Raw genomic sequence first — 18933 nt, forward strand, 5'->3', positions numbered from 1 at the left:
CCTTAGGAGGATCCTCCGAGAGCGACCGTCACGGAGAGTGCCGGCGTGCGGTCCGCCGCCTCGGAGAAGACCTCCTGAGCGATCTCCCACTCGTCGGGCCTCGCCGTCGCGTAGGGCCGCCAGTTCCGTACGACGATCAGCAGCCCCTGCTCGACGGCGCCCTCGGGCCAGACGGTGTGGTCGGAGAGGGAGTCGGCGAGGGCGTCCCAGTTGCGGCCGAACCAGTCGGGCAGGTCCAGGGCGCGGGCGCAGCGGTCCATCAGGCCCGCCTTGTCCGTGACCCCGTCGAGGTCCAGCGTGACCACGAGCTGCGTCATCTCAGTACCGCCAAGGTCGTAGTGATCGTCGATGTACATCGCCGATGAACGTCGCCGATGAAGGTCACCGATGAAGGTCACCGATGAACGAAGGGACGGCCCCGCACGGGCCGCCCCCTGACTTTCCTGACGTCCCGTCAGTGTCCGTCCGGGTCCGCCCTGTTGAGCGCGGGCTTCGGCGTCTGTCCCGCCGTCATCAGCACGTCCGCCGCCGCCGTGTCCGTCACCAGGCTGGTGACGAGTCCCGACCGCAGCACCGCGTCGATCGCGGCCGCCTTGCGCTGTCCGCCCGCGATCGCGACGACCTCGGGGATACGGCGGAGCTGGTCGGCCTTGACCGTGATGCACCGCTCCCCCAGGTCCCGTCCGACCCGGCGGCCCTCGGCGTCGAAGAGGTGCGCGGACATCTCGGCGGCGACGCCGAGGGAGGCGTAGTGCGCCCGTTCCTCGTCGCTGAGCATGTCGTGCACCGTCGAGATGCCCGGCTCCCAGGAGCCGATGGAGACACAGGCGACCGTGACCTTGTCGAAGTACTCGAAGGCCCGGGCGATCCCGGTCTGGTGGCGCAGGGCCACCGCGGTGGCCGCGTCCGGCAGCAGCATCGGCGCGTAGATGGGGTGGGCGTCGCCGCCCGAGACCTGGGCGGCACGGCGCACCGCCTCGACCGAACCGCGTTCGGCGGTCCCGGCGTCGTACACACCGGTCAGCTGCACCACCGTGCAGGGCGGCAGCCGGTCGAGGGCGGCCGCCATGTGGATGGTGGACCGCCCCCAGGCCAGGCCCAGCACGTCCCCCTCGTTCACGAGCTCGCCGAGCAGGTCGGCGGCCACTTCTCCCAGGTTCTCCGGGTCGGGCGACTCCTCGGCCTCGGCCGGGGACTCGACCACGACGGCGTGCCTGAGGCCGTAGCGGGCGCGCAGCGCGTCGGAGCGCTCCGCGTCCAGCTCGGCCGGCACGCGGATCTCGATACGCACCAGATCCCGTTCGAGAGCGGTCTCCAGGACCCGGGCCACCTTGAAGCGGCTGACGCCGAACTCCTCCGCGATCTGGATCTTGGACTTGCCCTCGAGGTAGAAGCGGCGGGCCATGGCCGCCGCCTGCACCAGCTCAGCGGGTCCCATCCGCATGGCTGACCGGCCCGCCGACATACCCGACACGGCGATCTCCTCACTGCTGTTCACACTCTGGATTCGCCGTTCATCCTTGCAGATCCGGCGCTCTTGATCCGCCCTGATGGCGGCCGTTCACATTCCCTTGGTTCAGTGGTCGCATGCCCAGGCCGCGGTCTTCGTGACCGCCTCCGCCTGAGCGCGCAGTGCGCGGACCGCTTCGGCGGGGTCCTCGGCCCCGTACACCGCCGATCCGGCGACGAAGACATCGGCGCCCGCCTCGGCGCACCGCTCGATGGTCGAGGCGGAGACCCCGCCGTCCACCTGGAGCCACAGCTGAAGACCGTGCTTGCTGATCAACTCGCGGGTGCGGCGAATCTTCGGAAGCATGATGTCGAGAAACGCCTGACCACCGAAGCCCGGCTCGACCGTCATGACCAGCAGCATGTCGAGCTCGGGGAGCAGATCCTCGTACGGCTCGATGGGCGTCGCCGGCTTGAGCGCCATGGAGGCACGCGCGCCCTTGGCCCGGATCTCCCGGGCCAGCCGCACGGGTGCCGCGGCGGCCTCGACGTGGAAGGTGACGGAAGAGGCCCCCGCTTCCACGTACTGGGGCGCCCACCGATCGGGGGCCTCGATCATCAGATGGCAGTCCAGCGGAGTGTCCGTCGCACGGGCCAGCGACTCTACGACCGGCACGCCGAGCGTGAGGTTCGGGACGAAATGGTTGTCCATGACGTCGACGTGGAGCCAGTCGGCTCCATCGACCGCCTTCGCCTCGTCCGCGAGGCGGGCGAAGTCGGCGGACAGGATGCTGGGGCTGATCTGCGGGGCCATGACCCAAGACTGCCATGCCGGAGGACGAATGTTCGCGCCGGTACAGACCTGAGACGTTCATCGGATGTTGTGTCCGGTTCGCGCATGCCATGCCGGGCGGCCGACCGGCTCCGCAGACGGCTGCGGGGGTGGCCATGACGGAGCCCCAGGAGCAGCGCCGGTCATGGTCGGGCCGGCGGGGCGTCGCGCATCTGGTCTGCGGCCGACGCACCAAGTGGCTGGTGCTCGTGCTGTGGCTGGCGGCGCTGTTCCTGACGGCGCCGTTCGCCCAGAAGCTGACCGACGCACAGGACAATGACGCGGCCTCCTGGCTGCCGGGGTCGGCGGAGTCCACTCAAGTCCTGGAGATCTCCGAGAACTTCAGGCCGGAGCAGATCCCCGCGGTCGTCGTCTACGCCCGCGACGGCGGCCTGACGGCACAGGACCGGGCGGCGATCACCGAGGACGCTGCCGCGCTCAAGCAACTGACCGATCACGGCATACGGGGCGCCGAGACCCGGGGGCCGGTCTTCGACCGCGAGGCGGACCCGCAGGCGGCCCAGCTCCAGGTCCCGATCACCATGGACGAGCAGGGCTGGGAGCGCATCGCACCCGCTGTCGACTCCATCCGGGACATCGTCGGCGAGGGGGGCGGCGGGCTCGCCGTGCACATCACGGGCCCGGGCGGCACGTCCGCGGACTTCGCGGAGGCCTTCGAGGGCATCGACTCCACGCTCCTGCTCTCGGCGATGACGGTGGTCATCGTCATGCTCCTGCTGACCTACCGCAGCCCGACCCTGCTCCTGGTCCCCGTCATCTCCGTGATCGTCGCCCTGTTCACAGCGCAGGCCTGCATCTACTTCCTGGCCGAACACGGCGGCCTGACGGTCAACGGCCAGAGCGCGGGCATCCTCACGGTCCTGGTCTTCGGAGCAGGCACGGACTACGCACTCCTGCTCGTGGCCCGCTACCGCGAGGAACTGCGCCGCCACGAGGACCGCCACGAGGCGATGGCCCTGGCCCTGCACCGCGCGGGCCCGGCGGTGATCGCCTCCGGCGCGACCGTCGTCCTGAGCATGCTGGTGCTGCTGGCGGCGGAGATGAACTCGACGAGCGGCCTCGGCCCGGTAGCGGCGATCGGCGTAGCGGTAGGCCTGCTGGCCATGCTCACCCTCTTCCCCGCCCTCCTCGTCATCTGCGGCCGCTGGATCTTCTGGCCGGTGATCCCACATCTCGGTACGGAGAACCCGGACAAGCGAGGCGTCTGGGCCCGCATGGGCCGCCGTATCACCCACCGCCCGCGCATGGTCTGGGCCGTCACGGCCATCGCCCTGGCGATCTGCTCCCTCGGCCTGATCCAGCTGCGCGCCGAGGGGCTGAGCAACGCGGACGCGTTCACCGACAAGCCGGACTCGATCACCGGCCAGGAGGTCTCCGCACGCTACTTCCCGGCCGGCAGCGGCGACCCGCTGGTCATCGTCAGCAACCAGGCACAGGCCGTGCAGGTGGGCCGCGCGGTAGCCGAGACACCGGGCGTCGTCCCCGACTCGCTGGGCCTCCCGCCAGCAACGAAACCGTCGTACGACGGCAAGGTGCTCTTCGAGGCGACGATGACGGCCCCCGCCGACAGCGAGGCCGCGAAACAGACCGTCGAACGGGTCCGCGACGCCGTCCACGAGGTGCCGGACGCGGACGCTCAGGTGGGCGGCGGTGCGGCGGCCCTGCTGGACATGGACAAGGCGACGACCCACGACAACATACTGATCATCCCACTGGTCCTGCTCGTGGTCCTGCTGATCCTCTGCGCCCTGCTCCGCGCCCTGATCGCCCCACTCCTGCTGATCGGCACGGTGATCCTGTCGTTCGCCGCCGCGCTGGGCATCAGCGCCCTGGCCTTCCGCCACCTCTTCGACTACGCGGGCGAGTCGACCGACTTCCCGCTGTTCGTCTTCGTCTTCCTGGTGGCGCTGGGCATCGACTACAACATCTTCCTCACCACCCGCATCCGCGAGGAAGCCACCCACCAGGGCACCCGCCCCGGCGTGGTCGCCGGCCTCGCCGCCACCGGCGCCGTCATCACCTCGGCCGGCCTGGTCCTCGCCGGCACGTTCGCCGCCCTGGGCACCCTCCCCATGGTCGCCTTCGCCGAGATCGGCTTCGCGGTCGCACTCGGGGTACTCCTGGACACGTTCATCGTGCGCTCGGTCCTGGTGACAGCCCTGTTCCTGGACGTGGGCCCGAAGGTGTGGTGGCCGCATCGGCTGGCGCGGGAGGACGGGGGTACGGCGGCAGTTCCGGAGGCGGAGGAGGGGGTAGCTCAGCGGGGCGATTGACCGGGGACGCGGCGCGTCCGGCCCGGGCATTCGGCTCAGGGCCCTTACACACATGGCAGGGCACATACACACATGGCAGGGCACATTCGCACACGGCCAACGGCACCTCTCAACGCCCGCCCGCACCATCCAGCCCGTCCGGCGTTTGAGGACAAGGCCCCTTAAGGGCCGAAGCGGGGTCTGGGGCGGCAGCCCCAGCGGGGCCCAGGGGCAGAGCCCCTGGGGATGGGACGGGTAGGGACGGCGGGGGCGAGCAACAGCCGCGGCCCGCACCGACACCGGCCGACAAACAACCGACGCCGCGCCGTACACCCCGCCTCAGCCCACCTAGCCCACTAGCCCACCTGGCCCACTAGCCCGCCAGGCTCACTTTCCGAATCAGGGCCAAATACATCGCATCCGTCCCATGCAGATGAGGCCACAACTGCACATCGGGCCCCTCCCCCAACTCCGGCACCCCGGAGAACAGCCCCCGAGCATCGATCAGCTCCCCATCCCCCCGCTGCTTCAACACGTCATCGACAACCGCCCGCGTCTCGGCAAGATGCGGCGAACAAGTGGCGTACCCGACCACCCCACCCACCCGCACAGAATCAAGAGCGACCTGCAACAAGCCCCGCTGCAGAGGCGCAAACCCCTCCAGGTCCTCCGGTCGCCGCCGCCACCGCGCCTCCGGCCGCCGCCGCAGGGCCCCCAGCCCGGTGCAGGGAACATCCATCAACACCCGGTCGAAGCTCCCCGCCCGCCAGGCCGGCCGCGTCCCATCGCCAACGATGACCTGATACGGCCCCGGATTGCCCTCGAGAGCCTTGGCCACGAGCCCCGCCCGATGCGGCTGCTTCTCGGAGGCGAGCAGCATGGCCCCCCGCTCGGCGGCCAAGGCCCCGAGCAGCGCCGCCTTGCCGCCGGGCCCGGCACACCCGTCGAGCCACCGCGCATCGGGCCCGTCGAGGGGAGCGTTGGCAAGGGCGAGCGCGACGAGCTGACTCCCCTCGTCCTGCACCCCCGCACGCCCTTCCCGCACGGCCTCGATCGCCCCGGGCTCGCCCCCCTCGGCCAGCCGCACGGCATACGGCGACCAACGCCCCGGCTCAGCGGCCTCCTCGCCGAGCAGCTCCGCGGTCGTGGCCCGCCCCGGCCGCGCGACCAGCGTCACCTCGGGCCGCTCGTTGTCGGCCTGGAGCAACCGCTCGATCCCGGCCCGTCCACCACCGAGCGAGTCCCACAACGCCGAGACGACCCACCGGGGATGCGAGTGCACGACGGAGAGGTGGTCCTCGGGATCCTCGTCGTAGGGCGGTGCGACCCGCTGGATCCACTCGTCGAGATCGTGCTGCGTGACTTTCCTCAGCACTGCGTTGACGAACTTGGCCCGCCCGTCCCCCAGCACGACTCGCGCGAGCTCCACAGACGCGGACACGGCGGCATGCGGCGGAATCCGCGTCCCCAGCAGCTGATGCACACCCAGGCTCAGCACATCGAGCACCGGCGGGTCGACCTCACGCAGCGGCCGGTCCACGCAAGCGGAGATGACGGCGTCGTACGTCCCCTGCCAGCGCAGCGTCCCGTACACGAGCTCGGTGGCGAGCGCGGCGTCCCGCCCGTCGAAGTCGCCCTTCTCCCGCGCCTTCCGCAGCAGCGGCGGCAGCACGAGGTTGGCGTACGCGTCCCGCTCGTCCACGGCACGCAGCGCCTCGAAGGCGAGAACGCGGACGGGGTCCTTCTTGGGCCGTCGGTAGGGCTTGCCGGGTTTGCGGGGCCGACGGGAGGTGTCGCTCACGAAAAAGGTGCTCCGGATTGCTGGATGAGATGTACGACCAGCCTACGTCGCACCGCCGGCCCGACGTACGGCTGGTCACGCCCGAGGCCATCCCGTCGGTCAGGCGCCGAGACCATCCCGTCGGTCAGGCGCCGAGGCTCTCCCCGTCCCCGATCCGCACGCCCCGCGCCCAGTCCGCGGCCCGCATCGGCTTCTTGCCCTGAGCCTGCACCCACAGCAACTCGACGGCGTACGACCCGGTCCCGACGTACACATTGTTCTTCCCGACGGACAGCGCACCGGGGGCGAGATCGTCCCGCCCGGGCACCGGCTGCACCTGGATGAGCTTGAGCCGCTCGCCACGGAAGACGGTCCAGGCACCGGGGGCAGGGGTGCACCCGCGCACGACACGGTCGACGCGCAGCGAGGGAGCGCTCCAGTCGATGTGGGCGTCCTCGACGTTGACCTTGGGTGCGAGGGTGACCCCCTCCGACGGCTGCGGTACGGCTTTCAGCGTGCCGTCCTCGATTCCGTCCATGGTCGCGGCGAGCAGCCCGGCGCCCGCGAAGGCAAGGCGGGTCAGCAGGTCGCCGCTGGTGTCGGTGGCCCGGACCTCCTCGGTGACGGTCCCGTAGACGGGCCCGGAGTCGAGCCCTTCCTCGATCAGGAAGGTGGAGGCCCCGGTGATCTCGTCGCCCGCCATGATGGCGTGCTGCACGGGAGCGGCCCCACGCCAGGCGGGCAGCAGCGAGAAGTGCAGGTTGACCCAGCCGTGGGCCGGGATGTCGAGGGCGACGCGCGGCAGCAGGGCGCCGTAGGCGACGACGGGACAGCAGTCGGGGGCGATCTCCCTGAGCCGCTCCAGGAACTCGGGGTCGCGCGGCTTGGCGGGCTTGAGCACCTCGATCCCGGCATCCGCGGCCCGCTCGGCCACCGGGCTCGCCACCAGCCTGCGCCCACGCCCGGCCGGCGCGTCGGGCCGCGTGACGACGGCGGCCACCTCGTGCCGCCCGGAGGCGATCAGAGCGTCCAGAGCGGGAACGGCGACCTCGGGGGTACCGGCGAAGACAAGCTTCATGGGTGGGTACGGGCCTCTCGGGCGGGGGTGGTTGGGCAACACACAAGTCTATGGGCGCGGAGCACAGGGGCTCACGTCGGCAGCACCGCGAACGAATGCGCCCCTCGTGAGCCCCGCGGGAGAGTTCAGCCGCTCGGCCAACTGGAAGCGTCTGGTGCGAGGGCAGGCACCTGTCCGAGGCCCAAGACCGAGGCGCACCACCCCACCCGGGGGCGTAGGCATATGCCCACACGCCCCCAATGCGTGACCCGCGGAGCGCTCCCGCGTTGGTCAAGAAAGAGTTGACCACAACGGGCCGCGTGCGCCGAATTCGCGGCCCTCTCCTTTTCACGCCGGTTCGAGAGGCTTGTTCATGGCCGACCACGCAACCCACGACGCCCAGGCTCGGGCCAGCCTGCACTTGCTGGTGCGGGACATCGAGCGGGTCCGCCGGCAGGTGGACGCACTGCGCACGCTCACCGCCCAACTGGGCAACGTCTACCGCCCGCGCCGCTCCGGCCCCTCCACGGGCTTCGTCGTCTACGGACGCGCCCCCGCCCCGACGGTCCGTCTCGCCCAGGAGCTGCGGGACAGCGTCGAAACCCTGGTCACGGCAGCCGTGGACTTCGACCGCTCACTCGGCTTCTCCTGGGACGCGGTGGGTTCCGCCCTCGGCGTCACCAAGCAGGCGGTCCACCGTCGCTACGGCGCCCGTCGCGCGGCCGCCCAGTCGGCGGCGGAGACCGAGCGGACGACCGAGCCTTCGGGATCCCGGACGGTCAACGTCACCACCGCCCTCCCCCCGGTACCGACGGTCCCCGCGGCCCGCTCCATGCCGACACAGCCGACGGCCGGCAGCCCCGCCCTCCGCGACGAGGCCCGACCCACGGCGTTCCCCGGCCCGCGCAACGGCTGACGCTCCCTCACTCTGCCCTCCTGGAACGCGACCGGGAGGGCAGCGGCATGCCGAGCCACCGGAAAGCCGGCCTCACGGGCAGGAGGACCGCACCCCAGGTCGCCCACGAGCCACCAGGCACCAGGCACCAGGCACCAGGCACCAGGCACCAGGCACCAGGCACCAGGCAGTGTCGCCCGATGTCAGGCACCAGGCAGTGTCACCCGATGTCAGGCGGATCAATCCGAACCCGCACCGCGACCGCATCCCCCCCTCCCCGCGCCATCCGCGCCGCCTGCGCGGCCTTCAACGCGGCAGCCAACGCGGCCCCCCTCCCGGGCGGCACCCGGATCAACGCCCGGTCCCAGTGCTCCCCGGGCGGCGGTGCCCCCACGCGCCGCGGCCGCCCCACCGCCGTGACGGGCAGTGGCACGGGCCCCAACACCTCGGCCTCCGGCGGCATTTCGACCGTACGGAGGAACTCGGCGACCGCCTCCCCCGGCCCGGCCACGGAAGCCATCCGGGACACCGGCGGAAACCCCAGCTCGGCCCGCTCGGCAAGCTCCCGCACCGCGTGTCCCACGGGATCCCACCGCACCAGCGCCTGCACGGGCCGCAGCGTGGGCTCGGCGACGACGACCACCGTCCCCCCGGCGCTCTGCGGCCGTACCAGCGAGGCAGCCCCGATCCAGCGCCGCAGCGCGTCCTCCCCCGCCCGCAGATCGGGCCGCCCGAGCATGGCCCAGCCGTCCAGCAGCAGCGCCGCCGCGTAACCGCCCTCGGCGACGGGCTCGGCCCCCGGCGTACTCACGACCAGCGAGGGCGTGCCCGGCACGGTGTCCAGCACATGCTCACGCCCGGAGGTCCGCACCGGAACGGCGGGAAAGGCCCGCCCCAACTCCTCGGCGGTCCGCCGCGCCCCGACCACCTGGGCCCGCAACCGGAACCCCCCGCACTCCGGACAGTGCCAGCCACCCTCCTCACGGCCACACCACCCGCACCGCAGATCGACCCCTGAGCCCTGCGCCTCCAGGGGCCCGGAACAGTGCCGGCACCGAGCGGGGGCCCGACAGTCGGCACAGGCCATCCGCGGCACGTACCCCCGCCGGGGCACCTGCACCAGGACCGGGCCCTGCCGCAGCCCCTCCCTCACCACCTGCCAGGCGAGAGTGGGCAGCCGAGCGGCCCGAGCCGCCTCGTCCCGCGCAAGATCCGCATCCCCCACGGTCCGTACGAGCGGGGCCGCGCCCCGTACCCGCTCCCGGCCGGCGACGAGCGGCCGGGCCCAGCCGCTCTCCACGAGCTGGGCGGCCTCGACGGTGCAGCTCCAACTCCCCAGCAGAAACCCACACTTGTCCTGTGCGGCCCGAAGCAGCAGCACTTCCCGCGCATGAGGCTGCGGGGCATGCTGCTCGCTGTGGCTGTCGTCGCCGTCCTCCCACAGCGCGACCAGCCCAAGATCCTGCACCGGAGCGAACATGGCGGCCCGGGTCCCCACGACCGCCCGCACGCTGCCCCGCCGCACCGCGAGCCACTCGCGATACCGCTTCTCGGGCCCGGCATCAGCGGTCAGTACCGCATGCCGCCCCTCGCCCATGAGCGCCGTCAGGGCGGCATCGACCCGCGCGACGGCCCGCCCGTCCGGCAGGACGACCAGCGCACCACGCCCGGAGGCCAGCGTCGCGACGACGGCCCGGGCCAGCTCCTCACTCCACTCGGGCCCCGGCAGCGCATTCCACACGGCCCGCGGTGCACCCCCGGAGGCCAGCGCCTCCAGAAAGACGGCGCCCCGCTCATACCGCCCCCAGGACCCCACCTCGGGCCTGCCGGGAGCCGGAAGCGCCTGCGGCGAAGGCCGCTGCTCGGCGCGCGCACTGCGCGGCGGCACGGCCAGCTGCAACACATCGGCCAGCCCCCCGGCATACCGGTCGGCCACGGCCCGCGCGAGCCCCAGCAGTTCCTCGCTCAACACCCGCTCAGGCGAAACGACCTGCGCGAGCGCCGCAAGCGGCCCGGAGTAGTCGGACTCGGCGAGCCGCTCGATCAGGAACCCGTCGATCAGCCCCCCGCCCTCACGCCGCCCGTCCCGCACGCGATGCCGCCCGGCCCCGAACCGCACCCGCACCCGCACCCCGGGCTGCGCGTCGGCATCCAGCTCCTCCGGCACGGCATAGTCGAAGTACCGATCAAGATGCAGCACACCCTTGTCGACCAGCACCCGCGCCACGGGCAGTTCCTTGGCCAACGCGGCCCCCCGCCACGTCCGCGGCTTGGCCTTGGGCACCTTGGCCTTCCGCACACTCTCCCGAATGAGCGCAAGCTGCTCGGGCGGCGCCCCCTCGGCCCCACCACCCGTCTGCCCGTTCTCGCTGCTCACGCTTGCATTCTTACCAAACGCCACTGACATCCGACGGCGCCCGAGTTCCTCCACAGCAACGGAGCGCACTCTGCCCCGGACCGCTCGGCACCCCGCCCGGCCCTCAAACCGGTCGACGGCGGGATGCAAACCCGAGGGATCCCGGCCCCGGCCCCAAAGCCGCCACGGCCATCGCACCAGGAGATCACCAGCGCCGAATCCGCAAGCGCGACTCCCCAGCCATTTCCGTGATCGTTTCAGCCGCCGACTTCGAGCCACGCTTTCCGGCGCCCTCCGGCCCGGTATCAGAACTGGAAACGGGAAACTCCGCCGGCCGCCTTGCTCGAGTCGCACACCAGGCCGACGCTGATGGGACCGGACGGGCCCGAGAGACCAGGGACGTCGGCCTAAGGGGGGTTCAGGTGCTGAAGCAGCCACCTGCGTTCGGGGCGGAGTTACGGCGCCTGCGCATCACGGCCGGCCTCACACTGGCGCAGCTCGCGTCTTCGGTGCACTACAGCAAAGGGCAGCTCAGCAAGATCGAGACGGGCCAGAAGCGCCCCTCCTCCGAACTGGCCCGCCTGTGCGACGCCGCGCTCGACGCAGACGGCACCCTCACCGCGCTGGCCCCCGCACGGCCGCAGAGGAACACCGCAGGAGCCGTGCCACACATGGACGAGCCTGAGGAGTCCCCTGGATTCCCGGCTGCTCCGTCACGTCGACAGGTGATCGCCGTGGGAGCCGCCGCGGTCCTGGCAGCCGGGCCCACCGACGAATTGAAGGCAGCCGGCACCTTGCCCGCGGGCACAACGGCGGTCGGGATCACGGCCCCCAGCGAGCCGCTGCTGAGCGCCCACCGCGCCCTGCTGGCCCAGTACCGGCGCCTCGGCCAGGTGTCGCCTCCGAACGTCGTGCTTCCCGTTATGGCCGAGCAGACGCGTGCGCTGCGTGCGCTGGCGTTGCGGACGGGCTCCCGGCCCGGCGCTGAACTGCTCGCCCTGGCCGCGCGCTTCGCCGAGTACACCGGGTGGCTGGCCCAAGAGGCGGGCGACGACAGCGCCGCTGTGCGCTGGACCGTGCACGCCGTGGACCTGGCCGAGGCCTCCGGCGACCACTGTCTGGCGTCGTACGCCTTGGTACGCAGGGCGCTGATCACGTACTACCGCGGAGAGGCCGACGACACCGTCGCCCTGGCCGAGGGCGCGCGCTCCGACCGTCTCCCTCCGCGTATCCGAGGCCTGGCAGCCCAGCGCGAGGCACAGGGTCACGCCCTGGCGGGCGACCATGACGCCTGCATGCGCGGTCTGGACCGAGCGCGCACGCTCCTGTCCAGGGACCTCGACCCAGGCTCGGGAGCCCCCGTCCTGGGCACCACCTATCTCACTGACCCCGTCTCCATGATCAGGGGCTGGTCCCTGGTCGACCTCGGCAGGCCACGCGCGGCATCCGAGATCCTCGACCGCGAATGCGCCCGACTACCCACCGACGCCTGGCGCACTCAAGCCCGCTACGGCGTCCGCCGCGCGCTCGCACACGCGCTGGCCGGAGAGATCGACCACGCCTGCGAGCTCACCGAGCAGCTACTCCCACTGGCCGTGAACGTGTCCTCCGCGACCGTCGCAACAGACCTGCGACGCCTGTCGCGCACCTTGTCCCGTCACCCCCGGAACCGGTCGTACCTGGCCGTTGCCCCACATCTCACGGCAGCCCTCGCCCCCACCGCCTAGCGGCGCAAAACCCGAGCTCCAGTCAGAACCCTTCCGACAGAGAGGCCGATCTGCCATGCCCGATGTCTTCATCAATTACCGTTCCGGCGACGGAGAGCAGGCCGCCGCCACCATCGAGGGAGCCCTGTCCACTCGGTTCGGGAAGGATCGGATCTACTACGCCAGCAAGTCGATCCCGCCCGGCACGCCCTTCGACGGCCACCTGATCCACGGTGTGCGGCGCAGCGGGGCGCTCCTGGCCCTCATCGGCCCCGGCTGGATCGGGCACGAGGCGCTGCGGAGCGACGGCGACTGGGTACGCAGGGAGATCCAGGAGGCGTTCCTTTGTGACATCCGGGTCATCCCCGTGCTGCTCGGCCGCAGGACCGAACGCCCCGCCAAGGACGACCTGCCTAACCCCCTGAGGAAGCTCGCGGACTGCCAGAGTCTGCGCTACGACCACCAGAACAAGGAGTACGACCTGAAGCAGATCGGCGACACGCTGGCGCGGCTGATCCCGGAGCTGGCCGCGGCCGACCGAGAGGCGGACGCCGAGCAACCCTCCGCCCCGCACCACAACACCGTGGGTGACGTCTACGGCACTTCCGTGCAAGGGAGCACGGTCAACGGAGACATCAGCACCGTCCGCGAGGCCCACGGCCCCGTTCATATCGGTCCCAGCAACGTACGCATGGGCGATGGTGGCAACTACTTCCAGGGCGGCAACGAGGGCGGCATACGGCAGAACTTCGGACGCTCGCGGCCTGAGGAGGACGACGAGAAGTGAGCGAGGGGAGCGGCGGCAGCTACACCTTCAACACCTACATCGGGGACGCACCCCCATCCCTCCTCAGCACTCCCCCCGTCACGCCCCGCCGTGTCGCCGAGGACCAGCTCGTCAACCTGCAGCGCCAGTTCGCGCGTCCACACGGCATCAATGACGCATACGACACCTTGGCGGGCGAGCACACCGTCATCGTCGACGGAGAGCCCGGCAGTGGAAGGAGTTCGGCGGCCCGGGTCCTCCTGTGTGAACTCCCTCGCGACAGCGGGATGTATCACGAACTCACGCCTGAGAAGCCGGAGCCGAACTCCGAGCGGTGGCTCTCCACCGACCTCGTCGGTGAACGGGACCGGATGCTCCTCGACCTGTCCTCGGCGGATCAGGCGACATGGCACTTCGTGCACGAGGAACTGTCCGCGTTCCGCCATGAAGTCCTCCACAAGAGCGCGTTCCTCGCGATAGTGCCGCCCCAGGGGTACAGGGACCACCTCTCGCCGCAATTCACGCAGTTCAGCAAAAAGATCGAGCGGCCGGACGCGTGGGAGGTCGTCAACCGGCATCTGTGGCTCGCCGGAGTGCAGGAGAACGTCCGAGATCTGGCTCCCTCCGCATTGCGCACGTATCTGGACACTGAGCCCGCCATGGGCGACCTGGCCCGACTGGCCCAGCGCATCGCGGCCGCCCGAGGGCAGGGCGATTTCGCCGCGTGGTGCGAGGCTGCCCTCGCCGCCCAGACGGACCGCACACGCGAAGTGGCCGAGGCCGTACGGCGACTGCGCAAGGGCAGACAGCGCGCTCTGTTCCTTGCCGCGGCCATGTTGGACGGCGCACGGACCGAGGCCGTGCACCGCGCCACGAACCTCCTCGTGGAGGAGGCTGGTTCCGCCCATGACGACCGCCCGCTCCTGGAGCACAAGGGCCTTTCCCTGCGGCTGGAGGCGGTGGGAGCCGAACTGGGCTCGGACTCACGGGTGCGCTTCACCCAGCCCGGCTTCGCGGAGGCGGCGCGTCACCACTTCTGGGCCGACCTGCCGGACGTCCGGGGGCCGCTGAACACGTGGGTGTGCAAAGCCCTGAAACTGCGCGAACTCGACGAGACGGACCTCGCGGAGCTCGTGGTCCGGTTCACCGCCCTGTGCCTGAGCACGGGCGAGCACGAACGGGTCACCGACCTCGTCGAGCGGTGGACCCAGGACTCGGCACATCGCTGGACCGAGGTACGAGCTGCCGCTCATCTCCTCAAACGTGGCGTCGAGGACGAGCAGTGGGACGGCGAGTTCCGATCGAAGATCTACACCTGGAGCACCGGGCGGCCGTCGAAGCATCTGCGCGAGGTACTGGTCGAAGTGTGCGCAAAGGTGATGTCGATCCACCACCCGGAACCAGCTCTCGTACGACTCCACCACCTCGCCCGCAACGAGCCGCACCCGGGCGTCATAGCCCGCCGGGCCCTGCTCGACTACGTGAACCAGGACGTCCGACTGCAGCGCCGTCTACTCGCCAGGCTGGCCACCACAAACCCACGGCACCACCGTGCGGACGCGGATCTCTTCCTGGACTTCGCGAGGTTCCCTGACGATTTCCTTCTCGCGGCACCGACGCGGCAATGGCTCACCACCTGCTGGCGCATGGCCTTCGACCTGCTCACCTCGCATCGCTGGGCTCCATGCGCCGCACACTGGCTGGCCACAGCCGACCGGATCGACGACGAGGCCCTCGTCGAAGCAGCCTTGGGCATCTTGGTGGACGCGTCCGACGCACGCTACCCGGTGATCAGCCGTATCTACGCGGACGCCCGGCGGACCGTCTCGCCCGAACTGGCCTCCCGCCTCCTGCAATCGATCAACATCGCGCAGCGTGCTCGTTTCACACGTCGGGCGCCCGAATCGGAGGTGTCTGCATGAGCTCCGGCCAGAAGACCGTCTCGGCGTTCCTCAGCCTCATCAGCGCGCTGATCGTCCTCATCCTCGGGCTGACACTGCACTGGCCCATGTGGATGTGGCTGAGCGCGATCGCCATGCTCCTCGCCCTATGGTCCATCGCGACGCACTCGGCGATCCGCGCACGCAAACGCGATCCCTTCCCACCCGGGTCCCTGATCGAGCAACCGGCTCCCCCACCCGTGGAACGCCAGGAGCAGTACGTGAGCAGGGTCCCACTGGCAAGCAGCGAGCCCGACTACGACTTCCTGTTCTCCGCCCGGGTGCGCTGGATCCCGGTCGACCCCGTGACCAGTGACCAGCTGGTCAACCCCGGCGCGCTGGCTGTGGAGTCCGTACTCGCCCGCGCCGGCCGGATCACGTCGACCATGCACCCGTTCAGAAGCTCCCTCGTCCAGCATCAACTCAACGCCGCGCTGGCCGTCATGGAACCGGACCGCGACGGTTACCTGCGCACGATGGCCCTGGAGGTCGAGCTGACTCTCACGGACGAGGACCAGGAACGGCTGGCCCGGTTGGCGGCGATCCGCAAGGACGAGGCCGTGTGGGAACACCAACGCAAGTACGAACAGAACAAGCGCGAGTACCTGGGCAATGACGTGCTCACGAGCACGGGCAGAGCGGTCGTGTGGTGGCTGGCGAAGAACGACGACCACGTCGAGAAGACCGTGAAGGACATCGGCCTCCTGGCCAGGCTCTCGTCGGCGGCGAACGACCGGGAAGTCGACGAGCCCTTCCGATACCTGGTCCCGGAGGCGTATCCGCCTCCTCCCGAGCAGGACTGGGCGATGACGGCCCCCGTCCAGGGAGAAACCCCCTTCGAGCACCCGGCCGCCACCCCTGCGGATCTGTTCTCCGACTTCTTCCGCAAGGTCGGGTTCCGTCCCGGAGAGGACGAGGCCGCGCTCGTCGCCGAACAAGTGGCGATGGCGATCGCTTCGCGGGACGCCGTGACCGCGGAAGAAATACGCCGGCGCTTCGGTGGGCTGCAGGCACCTTCGTATCCGAACGCTGCCGGCGCAGCCGCGGCGCCGGAGGACGACAACGACCAGCCGTACGACGTCTGACAAGCGCCGAGGCCCGGCACCCCGCACAGGGGAACCGGGCCTCGCACAGACCGAAGAGCCAGGGCCTTACAGCCCCACAGCCTTCCGCAACGCCTCCACCCGATCCGTCCGCTCCCACGTGAACTCCGGCAGCTCACGGCCGAAGTGGCCGTAGGCGGCCGTCTGAGCGTAGATCGGGCGGAGCAGGTCCAGGTCGCGGATGATGGCGGCCGGGCGCAGGTCGAAGACCTCGTCGATGGCCTTCTCGATCTTCTCGGCGTCGATCTTGGCCGTGCCGAAGGTCTCGATGAACAGGCCGACCGGCTCGGCCTTGCCGATCGCGTAGGCCACCTGCACCTCGCAGCGGGAGGCGAGGCCCGCGGCGACGACGTTCTTGGCGACCCAGCGCATCGCGTACGCCGCCGAGCGGTCCACCTTGGACGGGTCCTTGCCCGAGAAGGCGCCACCGCCGTGGCGGGCCATGCCGCCGTACGTGTCGATGATGATCTTGCGGCCGGTCAGGCCCGCGTCACCCATCGGGCCGCCGATCTCGAAGCGGCCGGTGGGGTTGACCAGGAGGCGGTAGTTCTCGGTGTCGAGCTTGATGCCGTCGTCGAGGAGGGCCTTGAGCTCCGGCTCGACCACGAACTCCCGGATGTCGGGCGCGAGGAGCGAGTCCAGGTCGATGTCGCTCGCGTGCTGCGAGGAGACCACGACCGTGTCCAGGCGGACCGCCTTGTCGCCGTCGTACTCGATGGTGACCTGCGTCTTGCCGTCGGGGCGCAGGTAGGGGATGGTGCCGTTCTTGCGGACCTCGGAGAGGCGCTTGGACAGGCGGTGCGCCAGGAAGATCGGCAGCGGCATCAGCGTCGGCGTCTCGTCCGTCGCGTAGCCGAACATCAGGCCCTGGTCACCGGCGCCCTGGCGGTCCAGCTCGTCCTCGTCGCCCTCGACCCGGGACTCGTACGCCGTGTCCACGCCCTGCGCGATGTCCGGCGACTGCGCGCCGATCGAGACGGAGACACCGCAGGAGGCGCCGTCGAAGCCCTTCTTCGAGGAGTCGTAGCCGATCTCGAGGATCTTGTTGCGGACCAGCGTCGCGATGTCCGCGTACGTCTTGGTCGTGACCTCTCCGGCCACGTGCACCAGGCCGGTCGTGATCAGGGTCTCGACGGCGACCCGAGAGGTCGGGTCCTCGCGCAGAAGCGCGTCGAGAATGGTGTCGCTGATCTGGTCAGCGATCTTGTCGGGGTGACCCTCGGTCACGGACTCCGAGGTGAACAGGCGACGGGACACAACGCTCCCTGTGGTTGCAGCGGCTGCTGGCTGATCATTGGCGGACGGGACGGGAGCTGCGCCCGGCGTCGTCCGAGGACAGTTTATCTGTCGCGTTCGGCCGCGGGCCCCCTGTCTCGCCTCTCGGGAGCGCTGTGACCTGCGGCACGGGCATTCTGCCCAATGCCGCACGCCCTTGGCCAGGGGCGCCACACCCGAATCGAGCAAGGCTCGGGAGAGAGCCGCAGCGCATCAAACATTCACACCAGTCGCCGCGTCACCAGGTCCCACACGATTTCGGCCAGGGCTTCCTTGGGCCCGTGCGGTACGGGTGTCTCGCTGCCGTCGGCGCCCAGGACGACCGCCTCGTTCTCCTCCGAACCGAAGGTCTTGCGCTCGCCCACCTCGTTCACCACCAGCAGGTCGCAGCCCTTGCGTGCCAGCTTGTTGCGGCCGTTGGCCATGACGTCGTCCGTCTCGGCGGCGAAGCCGACGATCACCTGGCCGGGGCGGGCGCGGTCGGCCGAGATCTCCGCGAGGATGTCCGGATTCCGCACCAGGACGATGGGGTCCGGATCCTGGCCGTCCCTCTTCTTGATCTTTCCGGCGGCGTACGTGGCCGGGCGGAAGTCCGCGACCGCGGCCGCCATCACCACCGCGTCGGCGTCCGCGGCCGCCTTGAGGACCGCTTCCCGCAGCTGGACGGCCGTGCCGACCTGCACGACGTCCACGCCCGCCGGGTCGGGCAAGCCGGTGTTCGCCGCGAGCAGCGTGACCCGGGCGCCCCGGGCGGCGGCGGTGCGGGCGAGGGCGTAGCCCTGCTTGCCGGAGGAGCGGTTGCCGAGGAAGCGGACCGGGTCGAGGGGCTCGCGGGTGCCGCCGGCGCTCACGACGACGTGCCGGCCCTTGAGGTCCGGCTCTCTGACGCCCCGGGCCAGGACCCGGCGACAGACCTCGAAGATCTCCGCGGGCTCGGGCAGTCGGCCCTTGCCCGTGTCGACGCCGGTGAGGCGGCCGACGGCGGGCTCGATGACGACAGCGCCGCGGCGGCGCAGCGTCGCCACGTTCTCCTGGGTGGCCGGGTGCTCCCACATCTCGGTGTGCATGGCGGGCGCGAAGACGACCGGGCAGCGGGCGGTGAGCAGGGTGTTGGTCAGCAGGTCGTCGGCGAGGCCGTGCGCGGCCTTCGCGAGCGTGTCGGCCGTGGCCGGGGCGACGACCACCAGGTCGGCCTGCTGGCCGATGCGGACGTGCGGAACCTCGTGGACGTCGTCCCAGACCTCCGTCGAGACGGGGTGGCCGGACAGGGCGGACCAGGTGGCGGCGCCGACGAAGTGCAGCGCGGAGGCCGTGGGCACGACCCGGACGTCATGCCCTGACTCCGTGAGTCTGCGCAGCAGCTCACAGGCCTTGTACGCGGCGATGCCGCCGCTGACCCCCAGAACGACCTTGGGCTTGTCCACCGGGCCTCCACTCATTGAACCGACGACTCCATGCTGCATCACAGCGGGGGACGCCCCCCGCGCCCCCGAGCAGACCA

The 18933-nt window shown here is 70.8% G+C and carries 14 protein-coding genes; 6 read left to right on the forward strand and 8 right to left on the reverse strand.

All coding sequences use genetic code 11. The features are described from left to right. Nucleotides 1-2: 2 nt before the first annotated feature. The 3 genes from ACTMVF_RS07845 to rpe form a co-directional block, all read right to left on the reverse strand. On the reverse strand, nt 3-317 hold the full coding sequence (locus ACTMVF_RS07845) for a barstar family protein (protein WP_441270559.1): 315 nt from the start codon (nt 315-317) through the stop codon (nt 3-5). 137 nt (nt 318-454) lie between these two features. Then, the gene (locus ACTMVF_RS07850; protein WP_441270220.1) at nt 455-1498 is read right to left on the reverse strand and encodes a sugar-binding transcriptional regulator; all 1044 of its coding nucleotides are present in this window, start codon (nt 1496-1498) and stop codon (nt 455-457) included. Nucleotides 1499-1576: 78 nt separating this feature from the next. Beyond that, complete coding sequence (rpe, locus tag ACTMVF_RS07855; RefSeq protein ID WP_441270221.1) at nt 1577-2263, reverse strand: ribulose-phosphate 3-epimerase; 687 nt, start codon at nt 2261-2263, stop codon at nt 1577-1579. Between the two features lie 134 nt (nt 2264-2397). Between rpe and ACTMVF_RS07860 the strand changes: the two genes are divergently transcribed. Then, nucleotides 2398-4575, forward strand: coding sequence for an MMPL family transporter (locus ACTMVF_RS07860; RefSeq protein ID WP_441270222.1), 2178 nt, complete (start codon nt 2398-2400; stop codon nt 4573-4575). A gap of 352 nt (nt 4576-4927) precedes the next feature. On the opposite strand, the gene ACTMVF_RS07865 is transcribed toward ACTMVF_RS07860, so the two are convergent. Beyond that, the gene (locus tag ACTMVF_RS07865; protein WP_441270223.1) at nt 4928-6355 is read right to left on the reverse strand and encodes an RsmB/NOP family class I SAM-dependent RNA methyltransferase; all 1428 of its coding nucleotides are present in this window, start codon (nt 6353-6355) and stop codon (nt 4928-4930) included. Nucleotides 6356-6479: 124 nt separating this feature from the next. After that, a complete protein-coding gene (gene fmt, locus ACTMVF_RS07870; protein ID WP_441270224.1) occupies nt 6480-7412 on the reverse strand; it encodes a methionyl-tRNA formyltransferase in 933 nt (310 codons plus the stop codon). A 352-nt stretch (nt 7413-7764) separates the two neighbouring features. Here fmt and ACTMVF_RS07875 point away from each other — a divergent pair, with 352 nt between their 5' ends. Then, nucleotides 7765-8307, forward strand: coding sequence for a hypothetical protein (locus tag ACTMVF_RS07875; protein ID WP_403337173.1), 543 nt, complete (start codon nt 7765-7767; stop codon nt 8305-8307). 199 nt (nt 8308-8506) lie between these two features. Here the strand turns inward: ACTMVF_RS07875 and ACTMVF_RS07880 are convergent, their stop codons facing one another. Continuing rightward, entirely contained in the window at nt 8507-10663 is a 2157-nt protein-coding gene (locus ACTMVF_RS07880; RefSeq protein WP_441270225.1) for a primosomal protein N', read from the reverse strand. A 401-nt stretch (nt 10664-11064) separates the two neighbouring features. Between ACTMVF_RS07880 and ACTMVF_RS07885 the strand changes: the two genes are divergently transcribed. Genes ACTMVF_RS07885 through ACTMVF_RS07900 form a run of 4 tightly spaced genes read left to right on the forward strand, consistent with a single transcriptional unit; the run spans nt 11065 to nt 16139 of the window. Beyond that, nucleotides 11065-12369: a helix-turn-helix domain-containing protein gene (locus ACTMVF_RS07885; protein ID WP_441270226.1), complete on the forward strand. Its 1305-nt coding sequence runs from the start codon at nt 11065-11067 to the stop codon at nt 12367-12369. A 55-nt stretch (nt 12370-12424) separates the two neighbouring features. Next, nucleotides 12425-13135 carry a toll/interleukin-1 receptor domain-containing protein gene (locus ACTMVF_RS07890; RefSeq protein WP_441270227.1) on the forward strand — a complete coding sequence of 237 codons (711 nt, stop codon included), beginning with the start codon at nt 12425-12427 and terminating at the stop codon, nt 13133-13135. Continuing rightward, nucleotides 13132-15036: a hypothetical protein gene (locus ACTMVF_RS07895; protein WP_441270228.1), complete on the forward strand. Its 1905-nt coding sequence runs from the start codon at nt 13132-13134 to the stop codon at nt 15034-15036. Before ACTMVF_RS07890 ends, ACTMVF_RS07895 begins: the two co-directional genes overlap by 4 nt. Beyond that, nucleotides 15033-16139, forward strand: coding sequence for a hypothetical protein (locus ACTMVF_RS07900; RefSeq protein WP_441270229.1), 1107 nt, complete (start codon nt 15033-15035; stop codon nt 16137-16139). Before ACTMVF_RS07895 ends, ACTMVF_RS07900 begins: the two co-directional genes overlap by 4 nt. 66 nt (nt 16140-16205) lie before the next feature. On the opposite strand, the gene metK is transcribed toward ACTMVF_RS07900, so the two are convergent. Then, nucleotides 16206-17414, reverse strand: a complete 1209-nt coding sequence (gene metK / locus ACTMVF_RS07905; protein ID WP_403337157.1) for a methionine adenosyltransferase — start codon at nt 17412-17414, stop codon at nt 16206-16208. Nucleotides 17415-17653: 239 nt separating this feature from the next. Then, a complete protein-coding gene (coaBC, locus tag ACTMVF_RS07910; RefSeq protein WP_441270230.1) occupies nt 17654-18856 on the reverse strand; it encodes a bifunctional phosphopantothenoylcysteine decarboxylase/phosphopantothenate--cysteine ligase CoaBC in 1203 nt (400 codons plus the stop codon). Between the last annotated feature and the right edge of the window lie 77 nt (nt 18857-18933).

This window comes from Streptomyces sp. SD31, from assembly GCF_052068475.1.
Lineage (GTDB): Bacteria > Actinomycetota > Actinomycetes > Streptomycetales > Streptomycetaceae > Streptomyces.